The sequence below is a fragment of the Sharpea porci genome (assembly GCF_009695655.1).
Classification (GTDB): Bacteria; Bacillota_I; Bacilli_A; order Erysipelotrichales; family Coprobacillaceae; genus Sharpea; species Sharpea porci.
Genome location: NZ_VUNM01000008.1, coordinates 31,068 through 54,366 on the forward strand (window position 1 = coordinate 31,068; position 23,299 = coordinate 54,366).

Sequence of the window (23,299 nt, forward strand, 5' to 3'; positions counted from 1 at the left end):
ATATGATAGTAATATGATGTAAGGAGAAAAAATAATGATTGCGAAATACTTATGGATCTTTTTTATTTCAATGGTTCCCATTGTTGAACTACGTGGAGCTATTCCTGTATCACAGGGATTAGGTCTACCAATGGTTACATCTTATATTATATGTATATTAGGAAATATGCTTCCTGTTCCTTTCATTTATTTATTTGCAAGAAGATTACTTGAATGGGGAAAGGATAAGCCTGTTGTTGGAAAGTTCTTTACGTTCTGTCTTGAAAAGGGTGAGAAGGGCGGAAAGAAGCTGACTGAGAAAGCCGGTAGAGGGACTTTTGTCGCACTGATGTTATTTGTAGGTATTCCACTACCTGGTACAGGTGCCTGGACTGGTACACTTGCGGCAAGTATTCTTGATATGGACTTCAAGGAAACAGTTGCGGCTGTCATGCTTGGTGTATTGCTTGCAGGTATTATTATGATGGTGGCAAGTGCAATTGGATTTAGTTTGGTTTAAGGTCACATTTGTGGCCTTTTTCTTTTTGTAATAGAAGCTAGTCTTTAGACGGTTGAGTGTGCGAAATAATAAACAACCTGCTATGCAGGTGGATGACAAGAAAAGTACACAAAAACATCACCGTTCCTTCTATAATGGTAAGTGTTCAAGTTACCGCAAAAAGAAAGGAACGGTGATGTCTCATGGCTCATAAAGCCAATTCACTATCGCATACAAAAGTATAGACGAAAAGAAATATATGGTCAATATCGAAAAGACCTAAAGGAAATCATAAAGGAACTCTGAAGGTAAAAGGGAGTGGAAATAGTAGAAGGACATCTCATGCCGGACCACGTGCATCTTCTTCTCGAGATTCCTTTAAAGCTGAGCGTAAGCTACCTGAAGGGGAAGTCAGCGTTGATGATGTTGGACAGACATGCAAATTTGAAGTACAAGTTTGGAAAAAATTTTTGGCCTAAAGGATTCTATGTGTCGACAGTAGGACTGAATATAGCAACTGTGGAAAAATACATCCGAGAGCAGGAGATGCATGACCAAATGGTGGATAAGCTGAGTGTCAAGGACTATGGGGATCCATTTTCAAACGCACGAAGAGAAAAGAAGAGAAAAAGGAAAAATAAGAGACAAGAAAACAAAGTAGTGAAAAAAGTAAAAAAGAATCCTTTTGAGGGAAAGCAAGCGCCTTTAGACGCGAGCAGGTATTACAGGCTTATAGCCGCAGTTCAAACCACGCCTTTTAGGCGTGGTTTTGATTATAACATAAAAACGAATCAGCCTTACTGATCCGTTTCGATAATATCATGAAAATATGTTTTAAAAGCTGTTACTGTCTCTTGGGAAATATAGTGTTCAAGACGACAGGCATCTTTACGGGCAATATCTTCAGCTACACCAATATGAAGAAGTATTGTTGTGAGTAATTGATGTCTTTCATAAATCATTCTACCAACACTTAAGCCACTAGGGGATAAAGAGATATGTCCCTTTTCATCTATTTCAACCAAGCCTTTCTCTTTGAGTCGTTTCATTTGTTGGGAGATGGTTGGCTTGGAATAATGCATTTCATGAGCTAAATCAATACTGCGTACATAACCATTACGTTCTTTGAGTATTAATATTGTTTCTAGATACATTTCTGTTGATTCACTCATTGTCTTCACCTCACTCTTATTTTATCAATAATAAGTTAGGCAGGTCAAACATTGTGCACTATCGAATTAGTTTTTACTAACTTTAGGCTTGACAGGCCTAGTAAGTTATACTAAACTAACAGTAGTTAGTAAAGACTAATTAGAAAGAGGGCATACATATGTTTCCACTCACAATGGCTAAAGTAGGCGAAAAAGGGCAAATAAAGCGTATAAGTGGCAGGGATGAAGTCAAGGTTCATCTCGCAGAATTAGGCTTTGTTGTGAACAACGAAGTGACTATTGTCAATCGTATGGGGGATAATCTCATTGTTCAAGTTCATGATAGCCGCATAGCGATTGATAGTACATTAGCGAAACGTATCTTTATTTAGGGGGATGTAGAAGATGACTTTAAGAGAAGTACCAATTGGTAGCAGTGTGACAATTAAGAAATTAAATGGTACAGGTGCCACGAAGAGACGCATTATGGATATGGGATTAGTTAAAGGTGTCGAAGTTTTTGTCAGAAAAGTTGCACCTTTAGGTGATCCGATAGAATTAACAGTAAGAGGCTATGAGCTTTCTATTCGTAAAGCGGATGCAGAGCTTATTGATGTAGAGTAGGGGGCAAAAAAGATGATTATTGGTTTAGCAGGCAATCCAAATAGTGGTAAGACAACGCTCTTTAATGATTTAACAGGTTCATCACAATATACTGGTAACTGGCCAGGTGTTACAGTTGAAAAGAAGGACGGTAAGCTTAAAGGCCATCCTGATGTCACAATTCAGGACTTACCAGGCATCTATTCTCTTTCACCTTATACACTAGAAGAAGTTGTTTCTCGACAATATCTTGTCCATGAACAACCAGATGCTATCATCAATATTGTCGATGGTACAAATATCGAACGTAATCTCTATCTCACAACCCAGTTACTAGAATTAGGTTTACCAACCCTTATTGCAATCAACATGGTTGATGTCTTAGAAAAGACAGGCGTGACCATCGATACAAAGAAGCTTGAAAAAGAACTTGGCTGTAAAGTCATGACAATTTCAGCCTTAAAAGGCAAAGGCACAAAAGAAGCAGCTAAAGAAGCCATTCGTCTTGCGAAAGCTCATGAAGTGGGCAAGCGTCCGGAAATCTTCTCTGGCGATTTACTCAAAGCCATTCAAGAAATTGAAGGTAAGCTTGATGGTGATATGAAACGCTGGTTTGCGATTAAGCTCTTTGAACGTGACAATAAAATTATTCAAGACAACAATCTTAATCCCGATTTAAAGACTGTTGTTGAACCTATTATTAATAAGATTGAAGATGAAGAAGACGATGATGCTGAATCTATTATTACATCAGCACGCTATGAATATATTACAAATCTTACAAGACAATGTGTTGTTGCTTCTAAGAAACAAACAAAGAGTTTGTCAGACAAGATTGACAGTATTGTCACAAATCGCTATTTAGCTTTACCTATCTTTGCGATTATTATCTTTATTATGTACTACATCTCAGTAACAACAGTTGGTACATGGATGACGGACTGGACAAATGATGTTCTCTTTGGTGAAATTGTTCCAAATGCATTAACAGCGTTATGTAGTACATTAGGTGTAGCTGACTGGATGCAGCATTTATTAATTGATGGTGTTGTTGGTGGAGTAGGTACTGTACTTGGCTTCGTTCCACAGATTCTCTTGATCTTTGTCTTCTTATCCATCTTAGAAGATACTGGTTATATGGCACGTATTGCCTTTATTATGGATAGACTGTTTAGAAAGTTTGGTCTTTCAGGTAAATCATTTATTCCTATTCTTATTGGTTCAGGTTGTGGTGTTCCAGGTATTATGGCCGCACGTACAATTGAGGATGAAGCAGACCGTAGAATGACCATTATGCTTTGTACATTTATACCTTGTGCAGCTAAGACAGAAATTATTGCGATGATTTCTTCTGTCTTCTTCCATGGCTCAGCATGGATTGCTACTAGCATGTATTTCTTATCTTTAGCAGTTATTGTATTATCAGGTATTGCTTTAAAGAAGACACGTTTCTTTGCCGGAGAAAGTGCACCATTCGTTATGGAATTACCTGCTTATCACTTACCACAGGCTAAGACAGTATTAATGCGTGTTCTTGAAAGAGGTAAGCACTTTATTGTCAAAGCGGGAACAATTATCTTTGCCGTATCAGTTATAACATGGTTCTTAATGAGTTATACACCAACATTACAATATATTGATCCAGAAAGCGCAGCCGTTTCTAAATCTATATTGCGTTATATTGGTGAATTCATTGCTCCTATCTTTGCTCCTCTTGGCTTTGGTAACTGGGAAGGTGGCGTATCCGTACTAATCGCCTTATCAGCCAAAGAACTTGCTGCTTCAACAGTTGTTGTATTAGCTGGTAAAGCAGGTGTCGCAACTCTCTTTACAACAATGGGTGCCTTCTCCTATATGATTTTAAACCTCTTCAATCCACCATGTATTGCAGCTATGGGTACAATCTGGCGTGAAATGGGTTCTCGTTTCTGGGCAATCTTCGCCATCAGCTATCAGCTTGTCTTAGGTTATGTGTTATCATTCATTACATATCAGTTAGGTAGTTTCTTATTCTATGGCGCAAGTCTTGGTATTGGACAAATAGTGGCAATTGGTTTAGTATTAGGTATCATATATATGGTTGTTCGCCCTGGCTATAGAGAACCAGTTGGTGAACTTGTGAATGCATAGAAAGAAGGCATCATTATGGCAACACTCATTATTGCAGTTATTATTGGTATATTCTTTATCTTTGGGATTAAACATATGTTGATGACATCTAAGGAAGGTTGTTGTTCAACAGGTGATCATATTGAAAAGATCAAACCAGAAGATCCCGATAAGAAGCATTATCCTTATACAACATCATTTACTGTACAAGATATGCATTGTGCCAACTGTGCTATAAAAATCAGTAATGCTTTAAATAAACAAAAGGATACAATGGCTTCCATCAATCTCTCAAAAAAAGAAGTCACAGTCTTCACAAAACAAGAACCACATATCAATACAATCACATCAGCTATTCATCAAGCAGGATATAGCTGTCAATTAAAATAAAACGGACCTCCTAGGAGGTCCCTATACAAGAGTACCTCATGATTTACACACACACATACACATATTTCAAACCTTTCCATGGGATACTCTTGTATAGGTAAAGAAAGAAGGGATAGCATGTGGACATTTATTATTTTAGGTATCATTATTGCTTATAGTTTATGGGTGATTGTAAGACAAGTTATGGGTAAGAAGAATGGTGCAAGCTCTTGTGGTGCAAGCTGTTCTGGCTGTGCCTCATCAGCTATGTGTAATAAGGATCTTTATAAAGAGTTCAAGAAAGACCATCCCATCAAAAGCACAAATCCATAAAGATCAGTCACAACAATATTCATTCGATAAAAGACATCAATACAAATATTTGTGTCGATTTAGGTCAGGACAACAGTTTAACTAAGGCTAGGCTGTTGTCTTTTTATATGTAAAAGGGCTAAACCTATATATGCGAAACAATCAACCACATATTATGGGGCAGCGATACAACCTCATAAAATATTCATAATAAACGTAAAAAGACTGTGGGATCGGTATGAACCTGATTCCACAGTTGTATTTTGTGGTACATTATTGTTTCTTAATGAGACTGCTATGATAGGGTCTTTTTTTATTCAATATATCATCATAGAGTTGTTGTTTATAATCAATGAAATCAATAGAGGCTTGAATTTCTTGCTGTTTGAGAAGAAGGGCATCACGCTTATTTGAAAGCATGACTTGACGTTCAGGAATAGTACTTTCTCCTTCTAAACATAAAGCAATATAAGCCTTAATTTCCTTTAAAGACATCCCGCATTTCTTCAAACAAGTAAGACTATTAATCCAGGTAATATCATCATCATCAAAGACACGATAATTATGTTCATCCCTACTCACATTGGGCACAAGACCAACATTACAATAATATTTCAGTGTTTCATAGGACAAATGACATTGTTCACAAGCTTCTCTCATCGAATACATATTTTTTCTCCTTTTCTCTTGACCGGTAGTTACTACCGGAATGTACAATTTTATTGTAAAAGAAAGTCAAGGTGAAGTAAATGAAGAAAACATTATATTTAATGCGTCATGGTCAGACGTTATTCAATGTGGAACATAAGATCCAGGGATGGTGTGATTCACCACTCACAGAACTAGGCATCAAGCAGGCTGAAATCGCCTCCCGTTATTTCGAAGACAACAATATTACTTTTGATCATTGTTATGCAAGTACAAGTGAACGTGCATGTGATACGCTCGAAATTGTCACCAAAAACAAATATCCTTATACAAGACTTAAGGGACTCAAGGAATGGAATTTTGGACGATTTGAAGCGATGGATGAATTCTTAAATCCACAAGCACCTTATGATGACTTCTTTGTCTATTATGGTGGAGAAGGACCAAAACAAGTCCAAGAACGTATGGTTAAGACATTAACAGAAATCATGGAGAAAGATGATCATGAAAGTGTATTGGCTCTTTCTCATGGGGGTTCATGTTATGTCTTTGTGGATGCTTTTGAAGATTATAATGTTGTACATAATCATATGGGTATTAAGAACTGTACAATATTCAAGTTTGAATACGAAGATGGCATCTTTTCATGTGTTGATATGATTGAACCTGATTTTAATGAACTAGAAAAACATTAATATGATGTTATATATAGAGATGAGTAGAAGAAGGTGAAATCAATGAAGAAAACATTATATTTAATGCGTCATGGTCAGACATTATTCAATGTGGAACATAAGATCCAGGGGTGGTGTGATTCACCACTAACAGAACTAGGCATCAAGCAGGCTGAAATCGCCTCCCGTTATTTCGAAGACAACAATATTACTTTTGATCATTGTTATGCAAGTACAAGTGAACGTGCCTGTGATACGCTCGAAATTGTCACCAAAAACAAATATCCTTATACAAGACTAAAGGGACTCAAGGAATGGAATTTTGGACGATTTGAAGCGATGGATGAATTCTTAAATCCTAAACTCCCTTATGGTGACTTCTTTGTCTATTATGGTGGAGAAAACCAACAACAGCTTCAAGAGCGCATGGTTAAGACATTGACAGAAGTCATGGACAAAGAAGATCATCAAGTTGTGTTTGCCGTGTCACATGGTGGTGCCTGTGCAAATTTTGTAAGAGCCTTTGAAGAATATAATATGATGCATTATCGTCGTGGTATAAAGAACTGTACAATATTTAAGTTTGAATATGAAGACGGTATCTTTTCATGTGTTGACATTATTGAACCAGATTTAAGTGAATTAGAAATAAAATAGTTCTTGACCTAAAGCCAACTTTAGGTTCTAGAATAAAAGTGTAAGATTAATTAGATAAAGAAATGAGAGGAGATTGGATATGCAGAATTTTGATTATTGTACACCTACAAGATTAATCTTTGGAGAAGGTGTTGTAGAGAAGCTTCCTGAAGTGATGAAATCATATGGTCATAAGATTCTTTTGACATATGGTGGAGGCAGTATTAAGAAGCTTGGTCTTTATGACAAAGTCAAAGATCTTTTAAGTGATTTTGAGATTGTTGAATTAGCAGGCATTCAGCCTAATCCTAAATATGATCCAAGTGTACTAGAAGGTGTCAAGCTTTGTAAGGAAAATGATGTTGATGTCATTTTATCAGTTGGTGGCGGTAGTGTTCTGGATTGTTCAAAGGCCATTGCTGCTGGTGCTAAATATGATGGTGATCCATGGGATTTGATCTCATATAAGGTCAAAGCTCAGGCAGCACTCCCTATTGTGGATATCATTACTCTTGCCGCAACAGGTAGTGAATATGACTGTGGTGGTGTTATTTCAAGAACAGAGACTAATGACAAGATTGGCTATGTCGATCCATTACTCTATCCAGCCGTTTCTTTCCTAGATCCAACATATACATTCACAGTCTCTAAGAAACAAACAGCAGCAGGCTGTGCTGATGCTATGAATCATATTATGGAACAATATTTCTGTGAAGACTCAACATTACTCAATGATGCTTTCATGGAAGGTGCTCTCAAGAGCCTGATGATCAATGCTAAGAAATGTCTTGAAAATCCAGAAGACTACAAAGCAAGAGCAGAAATGATGCTTGATTGTACTTATGGCTGTAATGGTATTTATGCCCTAGGTAACAGTGAATCTGGATGGCCATGCCATGGTATGGAACATGCTCTTTCTGCTTATTATGATATTACTCATGGTGAGGGTCTTGCGATTATTACCCCAAGATGGATGAAACATATTTTAAATGAAAAGACGGTTGATCGTTTTGTGAAATATGGTGTGAATGTATTTGGTATTGATGCTTCACTTGATGCCTTTGATATAGCGAATAAGGCTATTGATGAAACATATAAATTCTTTGAATCAATCAATATTCCAATGCATTTAAAGGATGTTGGTATTGATGAGAGTCGTATTGATGAAATGGCTCATCATGTAGCTATTAATGAAGGCTTAGAAGAAGCTTGGGCTCCATTAACAGAAAAAGATATTGCTGATATCTTTAAAGCTTCATTATAAAGAAAGAAGGATGATTGTTATGGCTGAAAAAATTGTACAGACAGCGGGCAGAAAAAGCTTAGGAGAATTTGCTCCTGAATTTGCACATTTTAATGATGATATATTGTTTGGTGAAAACTGGAATAATGATGATATTGATCTTAAAACACGTTGTATTATTACTGTTGTTGCATTAATGTCATCAGGGATAACGGATTCTTCTTTGACATATCATCTACAAAATGCGAAAGCACATGGTGTGACAAAGAAAGAAATCGCAGCTGTGATCACACATGTAGCCTTCTATGTAGGTTGGCCTAAAGCTTGGGCAGTCTTCAATCAGGCTAAGGAAGTCTGGAAGGAAGAGGTAGATGAAAACATGAGTGCCTTAGAACAATATCAAGCTACTCTCATGTTCCCTATTGGGGATCCTAATCCTTATGCGAAATACTTCTCAGGTAATAGCTACTTAGCACCTGTTTCCTCATCACAAGTTGGCATTCATAATGTTACATTTGAACCAGGTTGTAAAAACAACTGGCATGTTCATCATGCGAAAAGTGGTGGTGGTCAGATTTTGATCTGTGTTGGTGGAAAAGGTTATTATCAGGAATGGGGCAAGGATCCAGTGTTGATGCAGCCAGGAGATTGTATCAATATTCCTGTTGATGTGAAACATTGGCATGGTGCTGCTGATGATAGCTGGTTCTCTCACTTAGCGATTGAAGTACCAGGTGAGGAAACTTCAACAGAATGGCTTGAAGAAGTGAAATAACAAATAAATTATATGAAAGTGATTCTAAGATTTGGTGGAATCACTTTTTTGTTGGAATAGAGGATATATTTTAAAAAGTAAGTAAGTACACACGGCAAAACATTTCATAACGTAAGTAGCTTGTGTAAAAATATTTCATATATTTTTTTAAAATGAAAGATATTTACGTTGAAAAAGAATACGCTTTCATATATTATATTTCTTAGAAACATATGGTATTTATGTTTTTTCATTTTGATTATAGGAGGCAATATGATCAACGAGAATTGGGAGAGCGAGTTTAAGACTCGTTTATTAGAACATTATGATGAGATGAAGTGGCTTTATACTGAGTTGTATAATGATCCACATGCATTCGATTATTTCTGTGAAATGTTGCATCAGTATTACACAGAAAGAAGTGATTTATTGAAAGAATGGGACGAAGCAAGAATTGCCGTTCCAAACTGGTACCAAGGTAATGAAATGCTTGGTATGTTGATGTATGTTAAGCAGTTTGCAGGTACTCTTAAAGGGGTAAAAGAGCATCTCGATTATGTCCAGGAATGTGGTGTTAACTACTTACACTTAATGCCGCTACTTGAGTCACCAGCTGGTAGAAGTGATGGGGGCTATGCCGTTAGTAACTTTAGAAAAGTACAACCAGAACTTGGGACAATGGAAGACTTATCTGACTTAGCTACTGAATGTCATAAGAAGGGGATGTCTGTATGTCTTGACTTCGTTATGAACCATACTTCAGAAGACCATGAATGGGCTAAGCGTGCACGTGCTGGGGAGAAAGAATACCAGGATCGTTATTTCTTCTTCGATAACTGGAATATTCCAAATGAATTCGAAAAGACAGTACCACAGGTTTTCCCAACAACAGCGCCAGGTAACTTTAGCTGGTGTGAAGAAGCACATAAGGTCGTAATGACAACATTCTATCCATATCAGTGGGACTTAAATTACAACAATCCAACAGTCTTCAATGACATGACTGCAAACATGTTGAATTTATGTAATCATGGCGTTGATATTGTTCGTCTTGATGCTGTGCCATATATCTGGAAGAAGCTTGGGACATCATGTCGTAACTTACCAGAAGTGCATACACTTGTCAGATTAATGCGTATGGCAGCTGAAGTCGTATGTCCAGGGACGTTATTACTTGGTGAAGTTGTTATGGAACCAAGCAAGGTTGTACCATACTTCGGTTCAATTGAAAAACCAGAATGTCATATGCTTTACAATGTTACAACAATGGCATCTACATGGCATACAGTAGCGACAAGAGATGTACGTCTCTTAAAACATCAATTAGGAACAGTTTTTGCCTTACCTAAACAGTATACATTCTTGAATTATTTAAGATGTCATGATGATATTGGCTGGGGTCTTGATTATGATTTCTTAGGCCAGTTTGGTATAAACGAAGTTTTGCATAAGAAATTCTTAAATGACTACTTCACCGGTAAGCTTTGGGAAAGTAATGGACGTGGTGAACTTTATAATGATGATCCAACACTTGGTGATGCAAGACTTTGTGGTACAACAGCTTCTTTATGTGGTGTAGAAGCAGCTGTATATGAAAAGAATGACTGGAAGCTTAACATGTCTCTAGAATTAGATGAAATGTTGCATGCATTCTTATTCACTCAATCAGGTATTCCAGTACTTTATAGTGGTGATGAAATTGGTCAGTTAAATGACTATAGCTATCATGATGATCCATTAAAGTGGGATGACTCAAGATATTTACATCGTGGTGATTTAAACTGGGATCATGTCGCTATGCGTAACGATATGAATACACGTCAAGGCCGTTTATTCCATGCATTACGTAAATTAGAAAAGATTCGTGCTTCTCATCCTGTATTTGAAAGTGATGCAGATGCATGGGTTGTAGAAACATATAATGATCATGTATTAGGTATTGGTCGTTATTTTGATAATGAAAAGCTTATTGCCTTATTCAACTTCTCTGAAGATGAACAAGTTGCATGGATCAATGAAGAGGAAGATTATATTGATTTAATGACAGGTTTACAGAGAGATGCCAAGGGTGTTAACTTAGCTGGACATAGCTTTGCTTGGTTATTACATTCTTATCGTGAAAAAGAATACAACAATGAAGCACCTACTCCTGTTGAAAAAAAAACAAAACCAGTAGATAAGTCAGATGCAGAAGCTAAACCTGCTGAAAAGAAAGCTGAATTGAAGGCGGAAGCTAAACCTGCTGAAAAGAAAGCTGAAGTGAAGGCAGAAGCTAAACCTGCTGAAAAGAAAGCTGAAGTAAAGGCAGAAGCTAAACCTGCTGAAAAGAAAGCTGAAGTCAAGGTAGAAGCTAAGCCTGCCGCAAAAAAGACACAGTCTGCGAAAAAAACAACAAGAAAACCAGCTGCTAAGAAAACACGTAAGACAACGAAGAAAGCCTCTACAAAGAAGGTAACTACAAAATGAAATTAATCTTCGTTGATATTGATGGAACATTAACTGAAGCTGGCAGTAATGTACCACCACAAAGTGCCTTAGATGCCATCAAGGCAACACAGGCAAAGGGAAATAAAGTATTTTTATGCACTGGTCGTAATCTTGCAATGCTTTCACCATTATTGAAATATGGCTTTGATGGTGTTGTAGCGAGTGGTGGTGGTTATGTGACGATTGGTGATGAAGTCATTTATGATCACCCAATGACACAAGAACAAACAGAATTAGCACTTGATGTCTTGAAGAGAAATGGTGTCTTTAGAACAATTGAAGCTAAGGATGCTACATATGGTGATGAAAGCCTGGGAGACTTCTTAAAGGGAACAAGTGAAGGAAATAGTGAGATTGAAAGATGGCGTAAAGCTTTATCGGAAGATCTTGGTATTAGGCCAATGCATGAATACGATGGTAGACCAATTTATAAAGTCGTTATTATGTGTCAAAAAGAATCACAATTAACTGAAGCAAGAGCATTATTAGAGAAGGACTTTAATTTTGCGATTCAGGATGTGGCTGCACACAATTGCCTTAATGGTGATTTAGTCAATCGTGCTTTTGATAAGGGCAAAGGAATTGAACGTGTGGCTGAAAAACTTGGTGTCGATATGAAAGATACTTATGGTTTTGGTGATTCGATGAATGATTTGGAAATGATTCAGACTGTTGGCGTATCCGTAACTATGGCCAATGGTTCAGACAAGCTTAAAGCAATCAGCACTTATGTTGCTGATGATGTAAAGAATGATGGCTTGGCAAAAGCATTCAAACATTTAGGTTTGATTTAGGTTAGAACTATTCAGAAAGAATAGTTGTAATAAAAAAGTGCTACGAAAGGGGAAAATTTATTTATGGCACTTGATTATGCAAAATGTGCTGCCGAGATATGGGCAACTCTTGGTGGCAAAGACAATGTAGCTACTGCAGCTCATTGTGCAACAAGATTAAGACTTGCAATTGTTGATATTGACAAGGTTGACTTGAAAGCACTTGAAAATGTCGAAGGCGTACAGGGCGTATTTAGCTCTAATGGACAGTTACAGGCAATCATCGGGACTGGTACTGTTAATCATGTTTACGATGAATTCTTAAAAGTATCTGGCTTAACTGCTGCAACAAAGGATGATGTAAAAGCAGCAGCAGCTGCATCACAGCCATTACCAAAACGTATGGTAAAGACTTTAGGTGATGTATTTGTACCAATCTTACCAGCAATCGTTGCTTCTGGTTTAATGATGGGTATCGTCGAAGCATTAGGTAAAGCTATTCCTGGCTTCGCAGCTACACCTTGGTATCAGTTCCTTGATATGGCTGCTAATACCGCATTCGCTTACTTACCAGTTATCGTTGCAGTATCTGCTGCAAGAGTATTTGGCGGTAACATCTTCTTAGGCGCTGTTATGGGTCTTATGATGATCCACTCTAATCTTACTAATGGCTGGAATGCTGCTAATGGGTACAAAGTATGGTACATGTTAGGTAAAGGTATTCACTTTGGTAATTACTATTTAGGTCAGATTAACGTGCTTGGTTATCAAGGTCACGTTATCCCAGTTATTATCGCTATTTGGGTAATGTGTAAATTAGAAAAATGGTTACATGACCATGTACCTGCAGTTCTTGATTTATTCATTACACCACTTACTACAGTTCTCTTAACTGCCTTACTTACATTCATGGCTATTGGTCCAATCTTCTCAACACTTGAAACATATGTATTAACAGGTGCTAAATGGTTAATTACAGTTGGTTATGGTGTTGGTGCAGCAGCAATGGGTGCTATCTATCCAGTTACAGTTGTTATGGGCTTACACCATATGTACAACGTTATCGAAGCAGGCTTACTTGCTTCTAAAGATTTCGGCAACTTAAATATTTGGATGCCAATCGCATCTGCAGCTAACTTCGCACAGTTCGGTGCCTGCTTAGCTGTTGGTATTAAGACAAAGAGTTCTAAACGTAGAGCTATTGCCGTTCCTTCTTCACTTTCAGCAGCATTAGGTATTACTGAACCTGCTATCTTCGGTGTTAACTTACGATTAATGAAACCATTCGTATTTGGTATGATCGGTGGTGCAGCTGGTGCATTAGTTGGTGAATGGATGGGCTTAGGTGCTACTGCTTATGGTGTTACTGGTATTCCTGGTTTCTTAACAATCAATAAACCAATCCAGTATTGTATCTTACTTGCAGTAGCTGGTGGTATCGCCTTCGCACTTACATTCACATTATGGCATGAAGATCCTGATGATTGGGATAAACCAGCAGCAGAAGAACTTCCAGCACCTACAACAGTCGCTATTAAAACTGAAAAAGGTGACGTTGTTCAGCCTGTCAATGGTACAATCGTTCCTGCTTCAAAGATTCCTGATCCAATGTTTGCAGCTGAAACTATGGGTCCATCAGTAGGTATTGAACCAGTTGATGGTAATGTCTATGCTCCATTTGATGGTACTGTACAGATGGTCTTCCCTACTAACCATGCAGTTGGTTTATTATCAGATGATGGTGTTGAAGTGCTGATCCATGTTGGTGTTGATACAGTTAATATGGAAGGTGAAGGCTTTGCCGGCTTCGTTACACAGGGCGACAAGGTCACTAAAGGCCAGAAGCTTCTTACATTTGATCGTTCTGCCATTAAAGATGCAGGCTATTCTGATACAGTTGTTCTTATTGTCACAAACAAAGATGCAGTAGGAAAAATTGATAAAGCGGCATAAAAACTAAACAGGGTATCATCGATACCCTGTTTTAAGAAAAGAGGTAAAGAAATGAAAGAATTTACTTATACGATTCAAGATCCACAGGGCATGCATGCAAGACCTGCAGGCAAAATTGCAGCCATTGCTCAAAGCTATCCTGGTAGAGTTACACTCTGGAAAGGTGAAGAAGGTGTCGATGTGAAAAAGCTTCTTCCCCTCATTGGTACAAATCTTAAGCAGGGTGACACTGTTATCATTCGTGTTGAAGGTGAAAATGAAGAACAGGCTGCTGCTTCTATGGAAGCTGCTTTTAAAGAAAATATCTAATCTGAAAGCATCCTTAAATGGGTGCTTTTTTAAAGCCATCTTTTAGAGATGGTTTTATTGTATTTGTAATGTCAAATAAAAGTAAGTTGATATTCTCGAAATATTGCATTCATATGATGCAAATGTTACTATTTTATTACAGGTGTTGTGAGGAGATGAGCGTATGGAGAATGTGTCATCAGGTTGTTATGTGATCGATGAAGACTATAATGTCATCAGTGTCAATGACACCGCAAAAAAGATTTATCCCCAGATAGAAGTGGGAAAGAAGTGCTATCGATGTCTTTCAGATATTGATGAACCATGTGGACCTTGTCCTGTCCATAATGGCATAAAAGGCCCAAGAACATATTGTGATCCTATTCGTAATATTATGGAATCTGTTGATGCTGTTGAAATACCAATAGATGGTCATGGAACATGCCATGCCCTTGTATTCTCTACTGTTGGCAGTGATGCCAAAATTGCTGCAACTCTTCCTACGAGTGTTGATGATTTACGTGATTTAGCATATATAAAAGCATTCACTTCTGACCTTTTGACTGTTTTATTGGTTGATGTGAATAGTAAAAAATGCTTTGTATATCGTGATAATGGTGCACAGCAGAAGCCTGAAGATATCTTTCGTCAATATAACTCATATCATGATTACCTAGAAACATATGTAAAGGAACATGTTATTGAGGAAGATCGTTATACTGTTCTTGAAAATGGTAATTTTGATCATATTGTGGATACATTAAAGAAACGTGAAAGCTTCATGATTCATTTTCGTACTATGCAGGATCATAATATTCATTACTATAATACAAAGATTGTGCGTATTGGTCATGCTGATGATTTTGATAATTTTATTATTGGGATTGGCTGTGAAGATGACAGTGTGGCTATGATGCGAGAAATGAATGAATTAGAGAAGAATCTTTCCCTTGTGGAAGTGGACACTTTAACACATCTCTATACCAAAGAAGCCTTCCGTATTTATGGTGAAAAGATGCGACATGAATATCCTGATATCGATTTTGATTTTTGTGTCCTCAAGGTGGATGATCTCACATCCCTCAATATCCAATATGGCACTATAAAGGTTGATAACTTATTATCGCTTATTGGGCAAGGTTTAATTGCTGCCAAAAATGAATATACTTGCCTTACTTATATGGGATCAGGGGTCTTTGCCTGCTATCGCAAGACAATGAGTTATGATGAACGTAAGAATGGCTGTGCACAGTTTGCGGAACTCATAAAAGAGGAAACAAACATGCGTAATCTTTCTATCAAGTGGTCTGTCTATGTTACACCACGTAAGGAATTAACGGTTGATGAAATTATTGAAAAGACAAACTATGCCTTATCAACAATACGTGCTAATAGTAATCAGGACTATGTTGAATTTGATCAGAAAATGGTTGATCAGATGGAAGAAGAAAAACGTATTGAAAACATCTTTGAAATAGCACTTAAGAATCATGAAATATCAGTATGGTATCAACCTAAATATGATAGTCATACAAAAGAAATCGTTGGTGCAGAAGCGTTAGCTCGTTGGAAACAGAAAGATGGTAAAATGATTTCTCCAGGAGAATTCATACCTATTCTAGAAAAGAGTGGGAAGATTCGTAAGCTGGATGGCTATGTCTTTGAAGAAGTTTGTAAGATGGAAATGAAACTACTTGAAGAAGGTCATGCTTTACCTATTTCAGTCAATTTATCACGTGTAAGTGTCTATGATGATAATGTCGCAGATGCCTATTATGATATCGCTATGAAATATGGCAATATCATCAAACACTTACCAATTGAAATAACTGAAAGTGCAGCAGTAAGTGATGTGAAAATACATAAGCTAGCGCAGGAACTGTCAAAGTATGGCTTTATCTTACATATGGATGACTTTGGAGCTGGTTTTTCTACGCTCGCGGCATTAGAAACACTTCCTTTCACAACGCTCAAGCTAGACAAATCACTTGTTGATTTAATTGGCAAGAAGGATGCTGAAGCATTATTAAAACATACGGTTGCCTATGCGAAAGAAACGGGTAAGTGTGTTGTTGCGGAAGGTGTGGAAAACAAGGGACAATATGATTTTCTTGTACAGATTGGCTGTGATATGATTCAAGGATTCTATTTTGCGAAGCCGATGGATGAAAATATGTTTGAGAAATGTGTGTTAGAAAAGGTGGTTGGTATTCATGAATAATGCATTTGAGCTCAATAGTTTTGAGGATATACCTGAGGAATATGCAGTATTCAAATTGATATATAATGAGAAGAGAGATCGTGTTATTGATACAGAATATGCTTATGTGAATAGGCGTTATTGCAAACTAGGGAATACAACACCAGAATACCTCCTAGGCAAACGTTTTACAGAAATCTATCCTGAAGCAGAATTAAAATGGTTTGATTATTGTTTCAAAGCAGATCAAGAAAAAAAGACAATCAATGATGTCATGTATTCTCCTGAAATAAGTCATTGGCTTTCATTTACGGTTGGTCCAACAAGTACACCGGGCTATATTGCTTATACATTTACTATAGTTGATCATGAACATGAAGAAGATGTCATGAATAAACAAACAAGCTTCACTAATAATATTGTCTTGCGCGTTTCTACAATACTCAGTAGCGACCAGGGCTATAATGAAGCTATGTCAGATGCTTTATTGACATTAAGCAAAGCTATTCATCCTGATCGTCTTTATATTCTTGAGACGGATTTAAAAACTATTAGTAATACTTTTGAATGGTGTAAAGAGGGTATTACAAGTGAGATGGATACTTTGCAGAATCTCAGTTATGATGAATATATGCTGGGTTGGGAAACTTTTCTTGAGCAGGATACAGTGGTTTTTATTCCTAATATTGAGATGTTGAAAGAAGATTATCCGTCTGATTATCAGATTTTAAAACGACAGGGAATCTATCGCTTAATAGCTGCTCCGTTCTATCATAAAGGGAAGCTTACTGGATATCTTGGGGCTGATAATTTTGAATTCTCAGATCTTGTCAATACTCGTATTATTCTAGAGATGACTTCCTATTTTATTGGGGTGAGAATTGCTAATCATCATATGATCCAGAAACTTCACCATCTAAGCAATTATGATAGCTTAACGGGTGTCCATAACCGCAATGCCCTCCAACAAAGACTTGCGGAACTAGAAAAGACAAAAGGATCTCTTGGTGTTGTCTTTGCGGATCTCAATGGCCTTAAAACAATCAATGATCGTTATGGCCATGCGGCTGGTGATATTGCATTATGTAAGGTTGCTTCATTGCTATCAAGACAATTTGGCAGTGCGAATATCTATCGTGAAGGAGGCGATGAGTTCATCGTGCTTCTTCCACTCATGAGTAAACAGGATTTCTTAGAAGCCAAAAAGACCATTCAAAGAAAACTCAGCGAAACAAAAGAGTATGTCGTTGCAGTTGGCTTTGCATTTAGCGAAGATATGTCCAAAATCAATGAAACAGTTGCTTTAGCTGATAATAAGATGTATCAAGATAAAGCTGAATACTATCGTATACATGATCGTCGTAAACGAAGTTAAGTTTATGCATTTTTTAACGCAAAATGATTGTATTTTCATGCAAGATAGTTGATAATAAAGGCACAAAAAGAAATAGGAGGAATTAGTCTATGAAATGGGTTTGTGATGTTTGTGGATTCGTATACGAAGGTGACGAATTACCAGAAGATTATGTATGTCCAGTTTGTGGTGTAGGTGCTGATCAATTCTCACCTGTAGAAGACGACGAATAATAGATTATTGAGTACTAGCTCAGGTTAGTGCTCTTTTTTTGTGCTAAAATAGAGCTATGAAAGAAGGTTGTATTTATGGAAATTAAGAAAATTGTGATTGCTGGAGCGGGGACAATGGGTTATTCCATGGCTGATATTTTTGCGAAATATGGCTATGATGTTGTCCTCTATAATCATCGCCAAGAAACACTCGATAAAGCCAAAACAAAGATTGCTGAGGCACAAAGAGAGAAGATTGCCTACACAACAGATATGCAGGCATTTGGTGATTGTGACTTGATTGTTGAAAATATTATTGAAGACTTTGATAAGAAATTTGCCTTCTATCAAGAACTCAACAACTATGTCAAAGATAACACAATCATCGCTACAAATACTTCTGGGTTATCAATCAATAAGCTCTCAGAAGCTGTAAGCCATCCTGAACGCTTTATTGGCTTCCACTGGTTCAATCCACCAACACTTATTCTTCTTACAGAAATCATCAAGAATGATCATACAAGAGATGATGTCGCTAAGGCTATTTATGATCTTGCCTTATCGATTGATAAGAAGCCAGTTCTTGTCAACAAAGATGTCTTAGGCTTTGCCGCCAATCGATTACAATTAGCTGTCGTCAGAGAAGCATTGAGTTTAGTCGATGCAGGAGTTGTATCTAAAGAAGGTATTGATGATGTCATGAAGTATGGACTAGGCTTCAGATGGGCTTGCTTAGGTCCACTTGAAACATTGGACTTTGGTGGCCTAGATACGTTCTATCATGTCTCTAGCTATCTCATGCCAGACTTAGAAGATTCTCATGAAATTCCTAAAGAGCTAGCAGAACATTATGAACGTGGAGAACTGGGCGTAAAGACGAAAAAAGGCTTCTATGACTATGCGGATGGCAAGGACAAAGCAGCGACAAAAGCTCGTGATGAGAAACTTCAAAAACTCTTTGATGCATTATATAAAGATTAAATATTTAGAATAATACGACACAATTATTCTATATTTATGGTTACAAGAAATAAAAAACAAAAAGTTATTGACACAAGAAAAGAGTTAACGTATTATGTAGCCAAGTTAAAAAAAGCTTCGACCAGGAGAGTAGCTTTTAGGAAGTCTTTAGCGAGGTCATACAGAGTGAAAGGTGACTAGATGAACTAAGAGTGAAGCGCACCTGTGAGTGTTCCTTTGAACTGAGTAGGAGGAAACGTGAACCTGCGTTAAGGGAATGAGTTGGTTCATATATTCATATGAGCAACTAGAGTGGTACCGCGTATATGACGTCTCTAGATTTATTCTAGAGGCGTTTTTTGATTAGGAGGCAATGATATGAAAGTCCGACGAAGAGAGTTAAGTTTTGATTCATAAAAATAAATTAAGAAAAGTAGAGGAAAAAGATTATGGAAAAGAAATTTAATAAAGTTGTTTTAGCTTATTCAGGTGGTTTGGATACATCAATTATCATTGCTTGGTTAAAAGAAAATTATGGTTGTGAAGTTATTGCGGTAGCAGCTGATGTTGGTCAGAAGGATGAACTTGATGGTCTTGAAGACAAAGCACTCAATACAGGTGCTGATAAATTCTATTGCTTAGATTTAAAACATGATTTTGTTTATGACTTCATTTTCCCAGCTATTAAAGCCAATGCGAAATATGAAGATAAATACTTGTTGGGGACTTCTCTCGCAAGACCTATTATCGGCAAGAAGTTAGTAGAGATTGCTAAAAAAGAAGGTGCTGATGCCATCTGTCATGGCTGTACAGGCAAAGGTAATGACCAGGTAAGATTTGAACTTGCGATTAAAGCATTTGCGCCAGATATGCCAATTATTGCCCCTTGGAGAATCTGGGATATCAAATCAAGAGATGATGAAATTGATTATGCGGAAGCAAGAAAAATTCCACTTAAAATCAACAGAGAAACAAACTATTCAAAAGATAAGAACTTATGGCACCTATCTCATGAAGGCTTGGATTTAGAAAATCCAGCTAATGAACCAAAATATGATGAAATTCTTGAATTAGGCGTTTCTCCAGAAAAAGCACCGGACACACCAACATATGTCACAATTACTTTTGAAAAGGGTATTCCTGTAGCGTTGAATGGTGAAAAGATGGATGGTGTCGCTTTAATTGAAAAGCTCAATGAAATTGGTGGTGCGAATGGTATTGGTATTATCGATATGGTTGAAAATAGACTTGTCGGCATGAAGTCTAGAGGTGTCTATGAAACACCAGGTGGTACAATTCTTTATAAAGCTCATGCGGACTTAGAAGAAATCACTCTTGATAAATATACACAGCACTTTAAACAGAAAGTCAGTCTTGAATTAGCTGATATTCTCTATAATGGTTATTGGTATTCACCTTTAACAGAAGCTATTAATGCTTTTGTGGATAAGACACAGGAAAATGTGAATGGTGATGTGAAACTGAAATTGTATAAGGGCAATATTATAGAAGCAGGCATGACTTCACCAACAACACTTTATTCAGAACAAACAGCATCATTTGGAGAAGATGATGATTATAATCAGGCTGATTCAGCAGGCTTCATTAATCTTTATGGTTTACCAATTAAGATGATTGCAAAAGCTAAAGAACATAAGTTATAGGAGGAAAGCATTATGGCATTATGGGCAGGAAGATTTAGTAAAGAAATAGCAGAAGACGTGAATGCGTTTAATTCATCAATATCATTTGATTGCCGTATGTATCGCCAAGATATCAAAGGCTCTCTTGCCCATAGCAAGATGCTTTATAAACAGGGGATTATTGATGAACAAGCTTATACAGAGATCCAACAAGGTCTCAAAGAAATCTTAAAGGATATAGAAGATGGCAAATTACTCTTTGATCCTAATGCTGAAGATATTCATATGTTTATCGAAGCAGAACTGACAAAGAAATATCCAGTTTCAGGCAAGAAGCTTCATACAGGCCGTTCAAGAAATGACCAGGTTGCATTAGACTTAAGACTCTATGTGCATGATGAAATCAAGGAAGTGAAAGAACTTCTTCACCATCTCATCACTACACTTACAAACATTGCCTCAAAGCATACAGAAACAATTATGCCAGGCTATACACATATGCAAAGAGCTCAGCCCATTACCTTTGCCCATCACTTGATGGCCTACGCAGAGATGTTTTTAAGAGACATGGATCGTCTCAACGATATTGATGAACGTACCAATGTCTCACCACTTGGTTGTGGTGCTCTTGCGACAACGACATATCCATTAGATCGTCAGTTTGTGGCAGAAGAACTTGGGATGAATGATATTATGTATAATTCACTTGATGGGGTAAGTGATCGTGATTATGCGATTGAGTTCATCAATGCTTTATCTCTTATCATGATGCATATGTCAAGATTCTCAGAAGAAATCATTCTTTGGTGTAGCTGGGAATTTAAGTTCATCGATCTTGATGACGCCTATGCGACAGGTTCATCCATCATGCCTCAAAAGAAGAATCCAGATATTGCTGAACTTGTCAGAGGTAAGAGTGCAAGAGTCATCAACAGTGTCACTACACTTCTTACAGTCATGAAAGGCATTCCGCTTGCTTATAATAAGGATATGCAGGAAGACAAAGAAACACTCTTTGATGCCTTGGATCAAGTGAAGCTTTGTTTGCCAGTCTTTGATGAAATGTTGGCAACCATGACAGTACATAAAGAGAAAATGAGAGAAGCTGCAGCTAAGGGCTTTATCAATGCGACAGACTGTGCAGACTATCTGACTAAGAAAGGCATGGCCTTTAGAGATGCCTACAAGATAACAGGAAAACTCGTTGCTTACTGTATTGAGAATAATGAAACACTAGAATCATTGCAGCTCTCTGAATTCAAACAGTTCACGGATATGTTTGAAGGTGATATCTACAACGCTATTAGCTTAGAGACATGTGTCAAGAATAGAGCGGTTGTTGGTGGACCAAGTCCAGATATCGAAAAAACAAATATCGTAAGAGTCATTAAGAAAGCTGGTGCATTACTATGATTAAAGCGGGTATTATTGGAGCGAGTGGTTATGCGGGAAGTGAAGCGTTGAGATTCTTGTTGAATCATCCGGATGTGGAAGTTGTGGGTGTAAGTGCACATTCTGATGCCAACAAGACCGTTTCAGAACTCTATCCTTCTTTTTACCAAATATGCGATGTTCCTTTTGTCGAAGATGAGGATGAAGTGATACAGAAGTCAGATGTCATCTTTGCAGGCTTACCAGCGGGCATCAGTGAAGCCTTTGCCCAGAAAGCACTTGATCTAAATAAGAAATTTATTGATTTAGGTGCAGATTTTAGATTGGATAACCCCGACGACTATGCTTTTTGGTATGGCAAGAAGTACGAAAATAGTGCTCTTCACCAAAAACAAGTTTATGGCTTATCAGAAACACATCGTGAAGAAATCAAACATGCTTGTTTAATTGGTAATCCAGGATGCTATCCTACAAGTGTACAGCTTGGTCTTTATCCCATTATGCTTCAACATCTCTATGCCAATAAACATATCATTGTCAATTCAGCATCAGGCGTAACAGGAGCAGGTAAGAAGCTTACGGAAGATACGCATTTCACCAAGACCAATGAATCCTTCCATCCCTATAAGGCTGGCAATCACCGTCATACACCTGAAATAGAACAGGAACTTTCAAAGATGAGTGGTGAAGCTATGCGCATTACTTTTGTCCCACATCTATTACCGGTCAATAGAGGTATTGTTTCAACAATGTATATTGATCTTAAAGAAGATGTGAAACTCGAAGATATTTATAAGCTCTACCAAAATATATATCAAGATGAACAGTTTGTACGTATCTTACCGTTAGGTAAACAAGCTGATCTTAAGTTTGTCACTTATACAAACTATTGTGATATTTCATTACATATGGATGAAAGAAATCATACACTTATTGTCGTTTCAACAATCGATAATATGGTCAAAGGAACAGCAGGCCAAGCGATTCAGAATATGAATTTAATGTTTGGCTTAAAAGAAAATACAGGACTGAATTATGTCGGCCCTTCTTTCTAGGGGGA

At 37.3% G+C, this 23,299-nt stretch carries 23 protein-coding genes, 1 pseudogene and 1 other annotated feature; of the genes and pseudogenes, 22 read left to right on the forward strand and 2 right to left on the reverse strand.

Going from position 1 to position 23,299, the window contains the following annotated elements:
• Positions 1–34: 34 nt before the first annotated feature.
• Together FYJ79_RS05180 and tnpA are read left to right on the forward strand one after the other, a co-directional pair.
• A complete protein-coding gene (locus tag FYJ79_RS05180) occupies positions 35–499 on the forward strand; it encodes a COG2426 family protein (RefSeq protein WP_154515143.1) in 465 nt (154 codons plus the stop codon).
• A 189-nt stretch (positions 500–688) separates the two neighbouring features.
• Positions 689–1,078, forward strand: a pseudogene (gene tnpA, locus FYJ79_RS05185) (IS200/IS605 family transposase); the annotation flags it as partial.
• A 197-nt stretch (positions 1,079–1,275) separates the two neighbouring features.
• Here the strand turns inward: tnpA and FYJ79_RS05190 are convergent.
• Positions 1,276–1,650 (reverse strand): metal-dependent transcriptional regulator, encoded by a 375-nt coding sequence (locus FYJ79_RS05190; RefSeq protein ID WP_154515145.1) that lies wholly within the window; start codon positions 1,648–1,650, stop codon positions 1,276–1,278.
• Positions 1,651–1,808: 158 nt separating this feature from the next.
• Between FYJ79_RS05190 and FYJ79_RS05195 the strand changes: the two genes are divergently transcribed.
• From FYJ79_RS05195 to FYJ79_RS05215, 5 genes are all read left to right on the forward strand, one after another.
• Entirely contained in the window at positions 1,809–2,021 is a 213-nt protein-coding gene (locus FYJ79_RS05195; RefSeq protein WP_154515147.1) for a FeoA family protein, read from the forward strand.
• Positions 2,022–2,034: 13 nt separating this feature from the next.
• Positions 2,035–2,253 carry a FeoA family protein gene (locus FYJ79_RS05200; RefSeq protein ID WP_154515149.1) on the forward strand — a complete coding sequence of 73 codons (219 nt, stop codon included), beginning with the start codon at positions 2,035–2,037 and terminating at the stop codon, positions 2,251–2,253.
• Positions 2,254–2,265: 12 nt separating this feature from the next.
• Positions 2,266–4,362: a ferrous iron transport protein B gene (feoB, locus tag FYJ79_RS05205; RefSeq protein ID WP_154515151.1), complete on the forward strand. Its 2,097-nt coding sequence runs from the start codon at positions 2,266–2,268 to the stop codon at positions 4,360–4,362.
• Positions 4,363–4,377: 15 nt separating this feature from the next.
• Positions 4,378–4,731, forward strand: coding sequence for a heavy-metal-associated domain-containing protein (locus FYJ79_RS05210; protein WP_154515153.1), 354 nt, complete (start codon positions 4,378–4,380; stop codon positions 4,729–4,731).
• A 117-nt stretch (positions 4,732–4,848) separates the two neighbouring features.
• Positions 4,849–5,043: a FeoB-associated Cys-rich membrane protein gene (locus FYJ79_RS05215; protein WP_154515155.1), complete on the forward strand. Its 195-nt coding sequence runs from the start codon at positions 4,849–4,851 to the stop codon at positions 5,041–5,043.
• Positions 5,044–5,295: 252 nt separating this feature from the next.
• On the opposite strand, the gene FYJ79_RS05220 is transcribed toward FYJ79_RS05215, so the two are convergent.
• Positions 5,296–5,691 carry a MerR family transcriptional regulator gene (locus FYJ79_RS05220; RefSeq protein WP_154515157.1) on the reverse strand — a complete coding sequence of 132 codons (396 nt, stop codon included), beginning with the start codon at positions 5,689–5,691 and terminating at the stop codon, positions 5,296–5,298.
• An 80-nt stretch (positions 5,692–5,771) separates the two neighbouring features.
• On the opposite strand from FYJ79_RS05220, the gene FYJ79_RS05225 reads away from it, so the two are divergent.
• From FYJ79_RS05225 to argC, 15 genes are all read left to right on the forward strand, one after another.
• On the forward strand, positions 5,772–6,365 hold the full coding sequence (locus FYJ79_RS05225) for a histidine phosphatase family protein (RefSeq protein ID WP_154515159.1): 594 nt from the start codon (positions 5,772–5,774) through the stop codon (positions 6,363–6,365).
• A gap of 42 nt (positions 6,366–6,407) precedes the next feature.
• Positions 6,408–7,001 carry a histidine phosphatase family protein gene (locus FYJ79_RS05230; RefSeq protein WP_154515161.1) on the forward strand — a complete coding sequence of 198 codons (594 nt, stop codon included), beginning with the start codon at positions 6,408–6,410 and terminating at the stop codon, positions 6,999–7,001.
• A 79-nt stretch (positions 7,002–7,080) separates the two neighbouring features.
• Positions 7,081–8,244 (forward strand): iron-containing alcohol dehydrogenase, encoded by a 1,164-nt coding sequence (locus FYJ79_RS05235; protein ID WP_154515163.1) that lies wholly within the window; start codon positions 7,081–7,083, stop codon positions 8,242–8,244.
• A 19-nt stretch (positions 8,245–8,263) separates the two neighbouring features.
• Entirely contained in the window at positions 8,264–8,998 is a 735-nt protein-coding gene (locus FYJ79_RS05240) for a carboxymuconolactone decarboxylase family protein (RefSeq protein ID WP_154515165.1), read from the forward strand.
• Between the two features lie 252 nt (positions 8,999–9,250).
• Positions 9,251–11,443, forward strand: coding sequence for an alpha-amylase family glycosyl hydrolase (locus FYJ79_RS05245; protein ID WP_154515167.1), 2,193 nt, complete (start codon positions 9,251–9,253; stop codon positions 11,441–11,443).
• Entirely contained in the window at positions 11,440–12,258 is an 819-nt protein-coding gene (locus tag FYJ79_RS05250) for an HAD family hydrolase (RefSeq protein ID WP_154515169.1), read from the forward strand. Before FYJ79_RS05245 ends, FYJ79_RS05250 begins: the two co-directional genes overlap by 4 nt.
• Before the next feature lie 63 nt (positions 12,259–12,321).
• A complete protein-coding gene (locus FYJ79_RS05255; protein ID WP_154515171.1) occupies positions 12,322–14,190 on the forward strand; it encodes a PTS beta-glucoside transporter subunit IIBCA in 1,869 nt (622 codons plus the stop codon).
• Positions 14,191–14,241: 51 nt separating this feature from the next.
• Complete coding sequence (locus FYJ79_RS05260; protein WP_154515173.1) at positions 14,242–14,499, forward strand: HPr family phosphocarrier protein; 258 nt, start codon at positions 14,242–14,244, stop codon at positions 14,497–14,499.
• Positions 14,500–14,662: 163 nt separating this feature from the next.
• The gene (locus tag FYJ79_RS05265; RefSeq protein WP_154515175.1) at positions 14,663–16,699 is read left to right on the forward strand and encodes an EAL domain-containing protein; all 2,037 of its coding nucleotides are present in this window, start codon (positions 14,663–14,665) and stop codon (positions 16,697–16,699) included.
• Positions 16,692–18,053, forward strand: a complete 1,362-nt coding sequence (locus FYJ79_RS05270) for a sensor domain-containing diguanylate cyclase (RefSeq protein ID WP_154515177.1) — start codon at positions 16,692–16,694, stop codon at positions 18,051–18,053. The genes FYJ79_RS05265 and FYJ79_RS05270 overlap by 8 nt, the downstream gene beginning before the upstream one ends.
• 89 nt (positions 18,054–18,142) lie before the next feature.
• Positions 18,143–18,265: a rubredoxin-like domain-containing protein gene (locus FYJ79_RS05275; RefSeq protein WP_033163289.1), complete on the forward strand. Its 123-nt coding sequence runs from the start codon at positions 18,143–18,145 to the stop codon at positions 18,263–18,265.
• A 75-nt stretch (positions 18,266–18,340) separates the two neighbouring features.
• Positions 18,341–19,225: a 3-hydroxyacyl-CoA dehydrogenase family protein gene (locus FYJ79_RS05280; protein WP_154515179.1), complete on the forward strand. Its 885-nt coding sequence runs from the start codon at positions 18,341–18,343 to the stop codon at positions 19,223–19,225.
• Between the two features lie 108 nt (positions 19,226–19,333).
• Positions 19,334–19,544, forward strand: a binding site (T-box leader).
• Positions 19,545–19,653: 109 nt separating this feature from the next.
• A complete protein-coding gene (locus FYJ79_RS05285; protein ID WP_154515181.1) occupies positions 19,654–20,868 on the forward strand; it encodes an argininosuccinate synthase in 1,215 nt (404 codons plus the stop codon).
• A gap of 12 nt (positions 20,869–20,880) precedes the next feature.
• Entirely contained in the window at positions 20,881–22,260 is a 1,380-nt protein-coding gene (gene argH / locus FYJ79_RS05290) for an argininosuccinate lyase (protein WP_154515183.1), read from the forward strand.
• Positions 22,257–23,294, forward strand: coding sequence for an N-acetyl-gamma-glutamyl-phosphate reductase (gene argC, locus FYJ79_RS05295; RefSeq protein ID WP_154515185.1), 1,038 nt, complete (start codon positions 22,257–22,259; stop codon positions 23,292–23,294). Before argH ends, argC begins: the two co-directional genes overlap by 4 nt.
• Positions 23,295–23,299 lie beyond the last annotated feature (5 nt).